Source organism: Macromonas bipunctata (assembly GCF_002837135.1).
GTDB classification, from domain to species: domain Bacteria; phylum Pseudomonadota; class Gammaproteobacteria; order Burkholderiales; family Burkholderiaceae_C; genus Macromonas_A; species Macromonas_A bipunctata.
Window position 1 is genome coordinate 1 of record NZ_NWBQ01000061.1, and the last position, 10,053, is coordinate 10,053.

Here is a 10,053-nt window from a genome sequence, read left to right on the forward strand (position 1 = left end):
CGCGACTGGGCACACGCCCGCGTGGGCAAGCTGCGCCGCCGCCTGCGCAGCGCCCTGCGCGTGGTGGACGCGGCCCACGCCCAGGCCGCCACCGAAGTGGCCCACGCCGAGCTGGGTGAACTGGCGCACCAGGCGCGGCTGCTGGCCAAACGCACGCGCTACAACATCGAAGCCTTTGGCAGCCTGCTGCCCGCCAAGACCACCCAACGCTGGGCCACCCAGGCCAAGAACTGGCAGAACCGCATCGGGCAATCACGCGACCTGGCCCGTGCCATCGAGCTGCTGCACGGCCTGCAGGTGGCGCCCGAGCTGCAGGCCTTCCTGCGCGGCGTGGCGGCGGCACAGGCCACCCTGTAGCCAACCTTTAAAATCTGGCCCTTCCTTTCCTAGGGTCGGTACACACCACCACAGCCTCTGGATCTACACCACGAACCGCTGCACACCATGAGCAAAAAAGTCTTTATCAAAACCTTCGGCTGCCAGATGAACGAGTATGACTCGGACAAAATGGCCGACGTGCTGGGCGCTGCCCAAGGCTACGAACCCACCAACGATGTGGAAGAAGCCGACCTCATCTTGTTCAACACCTGCTCGGTGCGCGAGAAAGCACAAGAAAAAGTGTTCAGCGATCTGGGCCGCGTCAAGCACTTGAAGCAAAAAGGCGTGCTGATTGGCGTGGGCGGCTGCGTGGCCAGCCAAGAAGGTGCCGAAATCATCAAGCGCGCCCCGTTTGTGGACGTGGTGTTTGGCCCGCAAACCCTGCACCGCCTGCCACAACTGCTGGCTGAGCGCGAAGCCAAAGCCAAGCCGCAAGTGGACATCAGCTTTCCCGAAATCGAGAAGTTCGACCACCTGCCCCCGGCCAAGGTCGAAGGCGCATCGGCGTTCGTGTCGATCATGGAAGGCTGCTCCAAGTATTGCAGCTACTGCGTGGTGCCCTACACGCGCGGCGAGGAATTCAGCCGCCCGTTCGAGGAAGTGCTGGTCGAAGTGGCTGGACTGGCCGACCAAGGGGTGAAAGAAGTCACGCTGCTGGGCCAAAACGTCAACGCCTACCGTGGCCCCATGGGCGACAGCGGCGAGATTGCCGACTTTGCGCTGTTGCTGGAGTATGTGGCCGACATCCCCGGCATCGAGCGCATCCGCTACACCACCAGCCACCCCAACGAATTTACGCCGCGCCTGATCGAGGCCTACGCCAAGATCCCCAAACTGGTCAGCCACCTGCACTTGCCCGTGCAACACGGCAGCGACCGCATCCTGATGGCCATGAAGCGCGGCTACACCGCGATGGAGTACAAAAGCACCATCCGCAAGCTGCGCGCCATCCGGCCCGACCTGTCGATGAGCAGCGATTTCATCGTCGGTTTTCCGGGCGAGACCGAAGAGGACTTCCAAAAGTTGATGAAGCTCATCATCGACGTGGGCTACGACACCTCGTTCAGCTTCATCTTCAGCCCCCGCCCCGGCACCCCAGCGGCCAACTTGCACGACGACACACCACACGATGTCAAACTCAAGCGCCTGCAACACCTGCAAGCGGTGGTGGAGGAGAACGTGCAACGCATCAGCGCCAGCCGCGTGGGCACCGTGCAACGCATCCTCGTCACCGGCCCGTCGCGCAAGAACCCGCAGGAGCTGATGGGCCGCACCGAGTGCAACCGCATCGTCAACTTTGACGCCGGCCCGCACAGCGCCCGCCTGGTCGGCCAGATGCTGGACGTGAAGATCACTGCAGCGCTGCCGCACTCGCTGCGCGGCGAGGTGCTGGTGCGCGAAACGACCTAAAAAAAGATCGCCCATGGCCACCACGCCCGCCCCCGCCACCCCCGAAACACACCACTGGCGCTTCTTGCGCTGCGGCGGCTTTGACCAGGTGCGCATCGACAACGCGCAAGACCTGCAACACCTGGGCGAACTGGACCAGAAACTGTGGGCGGTGCTGGCCTGCGCCACCAGCGGGCTGGAGTTTGACTCGCTGACGCTGCGCCTGCTCGACAGCGACCAGGACGGCCGCATCCGCGTGCCCGAACTGCTGCAGGCGGTGCGCTGGACTTGCCAGCGCCTGCGCGACCCCGACCTGCTGTTCCAGCCCGGCGACGCATTGCCGCTGGACGCCCTGCAAGCCGACGACGCCGAAGGCGCACGCCTGCTGGCCGCCGCGCGCCAGGTGTTGCTCAGCCTGGGCCAGCCCGAACGCACCGCGCTGCAGCCCGCCGATTTTGCCGACCCCAGCCGCCTGTTTGTGCCCGAGCACCCCAACGGCGACGGCGTGGTGCCGCTGGCCCTGGCCGCCAGCGATACGGAAGTGGCCGCGCTGGTGGAACACATGCTGGCCCACACCAGCGCCGAACCGCCGCTGGACCGCAGCGGCCAGCCGGGTGTGACGCAGGCCCTGCTCGACGCCTTTGTGGCCGACGCCCAGCAAGTGCTGGACTGGCACGCCCTGCGGCCTGCCGACAGCGCCGACATCACCCCCGCCATGCAGGCCGCGTTTGAGGCGGTACAAGCCAAGGTGGACGACCACTTCACCCGCTGCCAGCTGGCCGCGTTCGACGCCCGTGCCGCCAGCGCCCTCAACCCCAGCGATGCGCAATACACCGAGCTGGCCCGCCTGCCCCTGAGCACACAGAGCAACGAACTGGCCGCGCTGCCGCTGGCACGCATCACGCCTGAGGCCCGGCTGCCGCTGGCGCAAGGCGTCAACCCGGCGTGGCAGGCCGCGCTGCACACCCTGCGCGACGCGGTGCTGCAGCCACTGCTGGGCCACACGCCCGAACACCTGAGCGCCAGCGAGTGGGACATGCTCTCGGCCCGCCTGGGCGCGCTGCGCGACTGGCAGGCCGCACGCCCCGCCACCCCGGTGGCCGACATCGCCCCCGACACCCTGCGCCAGCTGACCAATAGCGCCACCGTGGCACGCTTGAGCACCCTCATCGCCCAAGACGAAGCCGCCGATGCCAGCGCCGACGCGATTGCCGCACTGCAACGCCTGGCGCACTACCGGCGCGACCTGGTGCGGCTGCTGCGCAACTTCGTCAACCTGAGCGACTTCTACAGCAGCGACCGCGCCGCCATCTTCCAGGCCGGCACGCTCTACATCGATCAGCGCAGCTGCGAGCTGTGCCTGCGCGTAAGCGACATGGCGCGCCACGGCACGCTGGCGCCGCTGTCGGGCATGTACCTGCTGTACTGCCAATGCACCCGCCCGGGCGAGGCGCCCATCACCATCGTGGCCGCACTCACCGGCGGCGACGCCGACGAGATGCTGGTGCCGGGGCGCAACGGCGTGTTCTACGACCAGCAAGGCCGCGACTGGAACGCCAGCGTGCTCAAGGTGGTGGTCAACCCGGTGAGCGTGCGCCAGGCGTTCTGGAGCCCCTACCAGCGCGCCGCGCGCCTGGTGGCCAGCCAGATCGAGAAATTTGCCGCCGACCGCGACAAGGCCGTCGATGCCCGCGCCGCCGACCAGGTCGGCAAGGCCGCCAGCAGCGCCCAAGGCGGAGACGCCAGCAAGCCCGCCGCCCCGCCCACACCGTTCGACATTGCCAAGTTTGCCGGTATCTTTGCCGCCATCGGGCTGGCGCTGGGCGCGCTGGGCACCGCCGTGGCCACGCTGGTGACGGGTTTTCTGGGGCTGCCGGTGTGGCAGATGCCGCTGGTGCTGCTGGGGCTGGTGCTGGTGATTTCGGGGCCGTCCATGCTGCTGGCCTGGCTCAAGCTGCGCCAGCGCAACCTGGGGCCGCTGCTGGATGCCAACGGCTGGGCCGTCAACATCCGCGCCCGCATCAACGTGCCATTTGGCGAATCCCTGACCGGACTGGCACGCCTGCCGCAAGGCGCCGAACGCGCCCTGACCGACCCCTACGCCGAGGCCCCCACCCCGTGGCGGCGCTGGGTGCTGCTGGGCGTGCTGTTGGCACTGACCGCGCTGGCGTGGCAACAGGGCTGGCTGAACCACTGGCTGCCATAAGGGTACCCGCTCAGTCCGCCACAGCTTGGCGCACGGTGTTGCGCCCGGCCTGCTTGGCCTGGTACAGCGCGGCGTCGGCGCGGCCTATCCAGTGCTCGATGCTTTCGGGCGGGCGGTGCTGCGCCACGCCAAAGCTGGCGGTCACGCGGCCCACCTCGGCAAAGGTGTGCCCGGCCAGCACCGCGCACAGCTTGTCGGCCAGGGCGCAGGCGGTGTCGGCGTCGCAGTGCGGCAGCAGCACCACGAACTCCTCGCCGCCCCAGCGCGCCAGCAGGTCGGAAGCACGCAGGTAGCCGCGCAGCAGCTGGCAGGTCTGCACCAGCACCAGGTCGCCCACGGGGTGGCCGTGGCGGTCGTTGATGGACTTGAAGTGGTCCAGGTCAAACACCAGCAGCGACATGGGCGCGGCATGGCGCTCGTTGCGCACCAGCTCCTGCGTGACGCAGTCCTGGAAGTAGCGGCGGTTGTAGGCGCCGGTCAGGGGGTCGGTGTGGGCCAGCAGCGTGAGCTGCTGGTTGGCCGCGCGCAGGGTGCGGTTGGCCGCTTCGGCGTCCAGGCGCATGCGCTGGTGGAAACCGGCGCGGATGGCGTCCTCGCGCGCCTGGGCCAGCATTTCCTCGGTCTGGCGCCGGGCCAGCCAGTCGCGGCGCTTGAGCACCAGAAACAGCATCACCGCGGTCACACAGCCCGACAGCAGCACCGGGTACAGCTGCAAGGTACCCAGCGGCAGTCCGGCCAGCATCGGTACCATCAAGGCCAGCGTGTACCCGCCTACCAACAGGTAGGTCAGCACCACCAGCCGGTACAGCAGGCGGTCACGGAGGCGGCACCAGAACATGCCCACCGCCGCCACCACGCAGAACAGCACCGCCAGCAGCAGGTAGAGGAACATGGCTTGGCGCACGTACCCGGCCAGCACCGCCAGCAGGATCAGCGGCAGCGGCCACACCAGCCACCCCAGCACGCGCACCAGCCAGGCCGGGGCCGCCAGCGCACGCGCCACCCACACCTGGTAAAGCATGGTGTAGAAGGCATGCACACACATCAGCACCGACAGGCCACGGTCCACCCGCAGCGGCTGGTCGGGCCACACGTAGCGCGCCACAAAGCCGGTGTAGAACAATGTGCTGGCGATGGAAAACAGCTGGTAGCCCGCGTTCATGGCCCACAGGGCGTCGCCCCGGTGGACGACGGCGTGCAGCAGCGCCAGGGCCGCCATCACCAGCATCATGCCCACGTACAGGCCCACCGCAGCGTGGGTCCAGGTGTCGGCCTGCTGCAACTGGGTCGGCGTTTGCAGCCGCAACGACACCATGTGCGGGCTTTGGGTGCGCACGCGCAGGTACACCACCGTCGGCTCGGTGGCCGAGGGGTGCAGCGCAAACGCGTAGTTCAGCACCTCGGCCTCGCGCAGGGCAAAGGCGTGCTGGTCGCCCTGGTGGCGGACTTGCCAGCTGTCCCAGCCCTGGTCGGGCAAGCGGTGGCGCTGGTAGAGCGCGATCTGGTCGAGGATTTGCGGTGCCACCACCAGCCACAGCTGGGGTGTGTGCGGGGCGGGCGCGATGGTGATGCGCCACCAGCTGGCGCTGGCGGTGTAGCCCAGCGACAACGTGTCGGGCGCGGGCGCAAAATTTTGCCGCTGCGCCTGCGTCAGGTCGGCGTTGCCGCTCTGGTCGATCCAGACTTCGGCCTGGAACGGCAGACCAGCCGCCAGCGCGGGCGGCGCGGAGCCCACCAGGGCCAGCCACGCCACCAGCATGGCGCAGGCCCACCAGCGCAGCACCGCACGCCGCCGTGGGCGGATGTACAACAAGGCAAGAATCGGCATGAAAGGGTGAAACGGTGGATGGATGACACAGATTCTGCCTCACGCACACGACCACCCGCTGACGCGGCACGCACCACCGCCCAGAAACCCTACGGCGCCCACGCCCATGCACAAAGTTCATATACTGCTGGGTTATCCTGCAATTCCTCCCATTCCCATGGTCAATGCCTGCACAGCGCCAGCCAGGTGGCCCATGTTCCGACAACCCCAAGTGAAATACCAACCTTTGCTGGCCTCGGCGGTGCTGCTGGCGCTTGGCCTGACGGCGGCGGTGTGGCAGACGCAAGACACCGAAGACCACAACCAGCGGCAGATCACCGAACGCCTGGCCGTGCTGGCGCAGGAGGAAACCGACATCCTGGTGCGCCGCCTGCAAACCTACCAGTACGGCCTGCGCGGCATGCGCGGGGCGATTGTGGCGGTGGGGCCCGACCAGCTCTCGCGCGCCAAGGTGCTGCAGTACCTGGCCACGCGCGACCTGCCGACCGAATTCCCCGGCGCCACCGGCACCGGCTTCATCCGCCGGGTGCCGCGCAGCGAGGAAGCACGCTTCCTGCGCCAGGCGCGCGGCAACGACCAGCCCGACTTCCACCTCTACCAGCTCGCGCCGCACCCGCACCCCGACCGTTTTGTCATCCAGTACATCGAGCCGCTGGAGGGCAACCTGCCCGCGCGCGGGCTGGACGTGGCCTCGGAGTCGGGCCGCTACCAAGCCGCCATGGACGCAGCGCGCCAGCACCGCGCCGTGCTCACGCCGCCGCTGAAGCTGGTGCAGACGCCGGGCAACCAGCGTACCGGCTTTCTGGTGTTGCTGCCGGTGTACCGCCAGGGCATGCCGCTGGCCACGCCGGACCAACGCTGGGCCGCCACCGCTGGCTGGGCCTACATGCCGCTGCTGATCCGCGAGCTGCTGCAGGACTTCTACTTCCGGGGCGGGCAGTACCACCTCAGCATCAGCGACAACACCGCCGAAGGCCAGCCGCTGCGCTTCTACGACTCGGCCCGCAGCGTGGCGGGCGCGGCACCGCCCTTGCTGGGCGCGGCCTACACCCTCAAGCGCGAGGTGCTGGGCCGCCAGTGGCAGATGGAATTCCACGCCACGCCGCAATTTGCCGCCGCGCTCAACCTGCCCCAGCCCCGGCTGCGCGGGCTGCTGGTGACGCTGGGCAGCGTGCTGCTGTCGGGCCTGCTGTACGTGGGGCTGCTGCACCTGCAGCGCCGGCGCGAGGCCGCGCTGGCCGATGCGCGCATGGCCGCCATCGTCAACAGCGCCAGCGACGGCATCATCAGCCGCGACCTGCAGGGCCGCATCACGTCGTGGAACCCGGCCGCCGAGCGCATCTTTGGCTACCCCGCCGCTGCGGTGCTGGGCCAGGACAGCCAGCCACTGCTGGTGCCGCCCAACCGGCGCGAGGAAGACCAGCACATGCTCGACGAGATCCGCCACAACCGCAGCCTGCCACCGCTGGAAACCGTGCGCCAGCGCCGCGACGGCAGCCTGTGCCGGGTCGGCATCACCGCCTCGCCGCTGCACGGGCCGGAGGGCGAGGTCACGGGCGTGGTGTCCATGGTGCGCGACATGACCGAACGCCACGCCTTCGAGCGCCAGCTGCAGCACCTGGTGGAACAGATGCAGATGGCGGTGGAGCTGGCGCGCATCGGCATGTGGACCTGGACGGTGGGCAGCCCCCACATCGAATGGGACGAGCGCATGCACCAGTTCTTCGGGCTGGAGGCGCGCAGCGGCCCCGTGGGGCTGGAGCAGGCGTTTGCCGTCGTCCACCCCGACGACCGGCCCCAGATCGAGCGCCACTTCCACCACATGCAAGACAGCACCAAGCCCTTGAGCTACAGCTTCAGGGGCCTGCAGCCCGACGGGCAGGTGCGCTTCTTCAAGGCCTCGGCGATCCTGGAGCGCGACGCGCAGGACGACGTGCGCCGCGTGGTGGGCATCACGCGCGAGGTCACCGCCGAGATGCAGGCCGCCGCCAGCTTGGAAGCCCTCAACGCGCAGCTCGAACAGCTGGTGCAGCAGCGCACGCACGAGCTGCAGGCCGCCATGCAAGAGGCCCAGCGCGCCGACAACGCCAAGTCCGAATTCCTCTCCAGCATGAGCCACGAGCTGCGCACACCGCTGCACGCCATCCTGGGCTTTGGCCAGCTGCTCGAGTCCGACCCTGCACTCGACAGCGACCAGCTCGACTGCGTGGACGAGGTGATGAAGGCCGGGCGCCACCTGCTCAGCCTCATCAACGAGGTGCTCGAACTCAGCAAGATCGACGCCGGCCAGCTGCGCCTGGAACTGGCCCCGGTGGAGCTGGGCGGCCTGATGCGCGAATGCTGCCAGCTGCTGCAGCCGCTGGCGCAACAGCGCCGCATTGCGCTGCGCCTGCACCCCAGCCACGACGGCCAGGGCCTGTACGCGCTGGCCGACCGCACGCGGCTGCGCCAGGTGCTGCTCAACCTGCTGGGCAACGCCATCCAGTACAACCACCCCGAGGGCTGGGTGGAACTGGCCGCGCCCCCCGCCACCAGCGCGGGCCACGTGGCGCTGGCGGTGCGCGACAACGGCTGGGGCATGGGCGAGGACACGCTGGCCCACCTCTACGAGCCGTTCCAGCGCGGCGGCCAGGCCGACAACCACACCAGCGGCACCGGCATCGGGCTGAGCATCAGCAAGCGGCTGGTGGAGCACATGCACGGCACGCTCGAATGCAGCAGCGCGCTGGGCCAGGGCTCCGAATTCCGGCTGCAACTGCCCCAGATCAGCGCGCCCACCGCCGCCCCGCGCCCCGCCAGCGACGACGACACCCCGCCGACCGCCCTGCCCGACGCCAGCGGCGGCACCATCCTGTGCATCGACGACAACCCGGCCAACCTCAAGCTGATCGTGCGCATGCTTGAACCCCTGAGCCACACCCGGGTGCTGTGGGCGCAGATGCCACGGCTGGGCATCGAACTGGCCATCGCGCACCAGCCCGACCTGATCCTGCTCGACATCAACATGCCCGACCTGGACGGCTACCAGGTGCTGGAGCGGCTGCGCCAGGTGCCTGCGCTCCAGCACACGCCGGTGGTGGCCATCACCGCCAACGCCATGCCCAGCGACGTCGAGCACGGCCTGCGCGCAGGCTTCACCGACTACCTGACCAAGCCGCTCGACAGCAGCGTGTTCCTGCCCAAGGTCAGCCAATGGCTGCCTTGAACACCCCCTCGGCCTGACGGGTGCAGGCTGGCCGCAAAGCCCGATAATCACCTCCCGCTTTGAACCTTGCCGCCCACACCACCATGCTGTCCGACGCCGCCCTGCTGGAACTCGACCAACTCGCCGCCTGCGCCGTGGGCCTGTCCGAGCCCAACCCGCGCGTGGCGTGCCGCCTGCTGCTGGCCGATGGCCGCGTGTTCGATGGCCACACCCAGGCCGCTGGCAGCGCCCACGCCGAGGTGATGGCGCTGCGCGCCGCGCAGGCCGCCGGGGCCGACGTACGCGGCGCCACCGCCTGCGTGACGCTGGAGCCCTGCAGCCACCACGGCCGCACCCCGCCCTGCTGCGACGCGCTGATTGCCGCTGGTGTGGCGCGCGTGGTGGTGGCGCTGCTCGACCCCAACCCGCTGGTGGGTGGCCAGGGCGTGGCGCGGCTGCGCGCAGCGGGCGTCCAGGTCGATGTATTGCCCGCCACGCACCCGCTGGCGCTGGCCTCGCGCGAGCGCAACATCGGCTTTCTGCACCGCATGACGCACGGCCTGCCCTGGGTGCGGCTGAAGATGGCGGCGTCACTGGACGGCACCACGGCGCTGCCCAACGGCGTGAGCCAGTGGATCACCAGCCCCGCCGCGCGCGCCGACGGCCACGCCTGGCGCCGGCGCGCCGGGGCCGTGCTCACCGGCATCGGCACCGTGCTGGCCGACGACCCTGGCCTCGACGTGCGCCTGGTGCCCAGCACCCTGCAGCCGCTGCGCGTGGTGCTGGACAGCCAGCTGCGCACCCCGCCCACCGCGCGCCTGCTGGCCGCCCCGGGCCAGGCACTGATCTACACCGCCGCCCCGGCCGCGCACAGCCAGGCCCGGCGCGAGGCCCTCGCCGTCGCAGGCGCGCTGGTGCTGGACACCCCCGCCACCACGCCATCGCCCAGCGCGCACGCCCAGGTGGACTTGCCCACCGTGCTGCGCGACCTGGCCCGGCGCGGCGTCAACGAGCTGCACCTGGAGGCTGGCGCGCGCCTCAGCGGCGCCTGGCTGCAGGCAGGGCTGG

Annotated in this window: 6 protein-coding genes; 5 read left to right on the plus strand and 1 reads right to left on the minus strand. The window is 69.4% G+C overall.

The window, feature by feature from the left end; all coding sequences use genetic code 11:
• From CON76_RS10035 to CON76_RS10045, 3 genes are all read left to right on the plus strand, one after another.
• The coding region (locus CON76_RS10035; protein ID WP_145995406.1) for a CHAD domain-containing protein at positions 1–357 on the plus strand (357 nt) is incomplete at its 5' end.
• A gap of 87 nt (positions 358–444) precedes the next feature.
• Positions 445–1,788 (plus strand): tRNA (N6-isopentenyl adenosine(37)-C2)-methylthiotransferase MiaB, encoded by a 1,344-nt coding sequence (gene miaB / locus CON76_RS10040; protein WP_101103223.1) that lies wholly within the window; start codon positions 445–447, stop codon positions 1,786–1,788.
• Between the two features lie 13 nt (positions 1,789–1,801).
• The gene (locus CON76_RS10045) at positions 1,802–3,973 is read left to right on the plus strand and encodes a hypothetical protein (protein ID WP_101103224.1); all 2,172 of its coding nucleotides are present in this window, start codon (positions 1,802–1,804) and stop codon (positions 3,971–3,973) included.
• 10 nt (positions 3,974–3,983) lie between these two features.
• On the opposite strand, the gene CON76_RS10050 is transcribed toward CON76_RS10045, so the two are convergent.
• Complete coding sequence (locus tag CON76_RS10050) at positions 3,984–5,801, minus strand: sensor domain-containing diguanylate cyclase (protein ID WP_101103225.1); 1,818 nt, start codon at positions 5,799–5,801, stop codon at positions 3,984–3,986.
• A 193-nt stretch (positions 5,802–5,994) separates the two neighbouring features.
• On the opposite strand from CON76_RS10050, the gene CON76_RS10055 reads away from it, so the two are divergent.
• Together CON76_RS10055 and ribD are read left to right on the plus strand one after the other, a co-directional pair.
• Positions 5,995–9,006 carry a CHASE domain-containing protein gene (locus CON76_RS10055; RefSeq protein ID WP_169929030.1) on the plus strand — a complete coding sequence of 1,004 codons (3,012 nt, stop codon included), beginning with the start codon at positions 5,995–5,997 and terminating at the stop codon, positions 9,004–9,006.
• A gap of 83 nt (positions 9,007–9,089) precedes the next feature.
• On the plus strand, positions 9,090–10,053 hold a 964-nt coding region (ribD, locus tag CON76_RS10060), incomplete at its 3' end, for a bifunctional diaminohydroxyphosphoribosylaminopyrimidine deaminase/5-amino-6-(5-phosphoribosylamino)uracil reductase RibD (RefSeq protein ID WP_101103227.1).

What these genes read in the sequence shown, in the direction of transcription:
- CON76_RS10050 (WP_101103225.1), bottom strand. Translation starts at nt 5,801, where the DNA reads ATGCCGATTCTTGCCTTGTTGTACATCCGCCCACGGCGGCGTGCGGTG.
- CON76_RS10045 (WP_101103224.1), top strand. Translation starts at nt 1,802, where the DNA reads ATGGCCACCACGCCCGCCCCCGCCACCCCCGAAACACACCACTGGCGC.
- miaB (WP_101103223.1), top strand. Translation starts at nt 445, where the DNA reads ATGAGCAAAAAAGTCTTTATCAAAACCTTCGGCTGCCAGATGAACGAG.
- CON76_RS10055 (WP_169929030.1), top strand. Translation starts at nt 5,995, where the DNA reads ATGTTCCGACAACCCCAAGTGAAATACCAACCTTTGCTGGCCTCGGCG.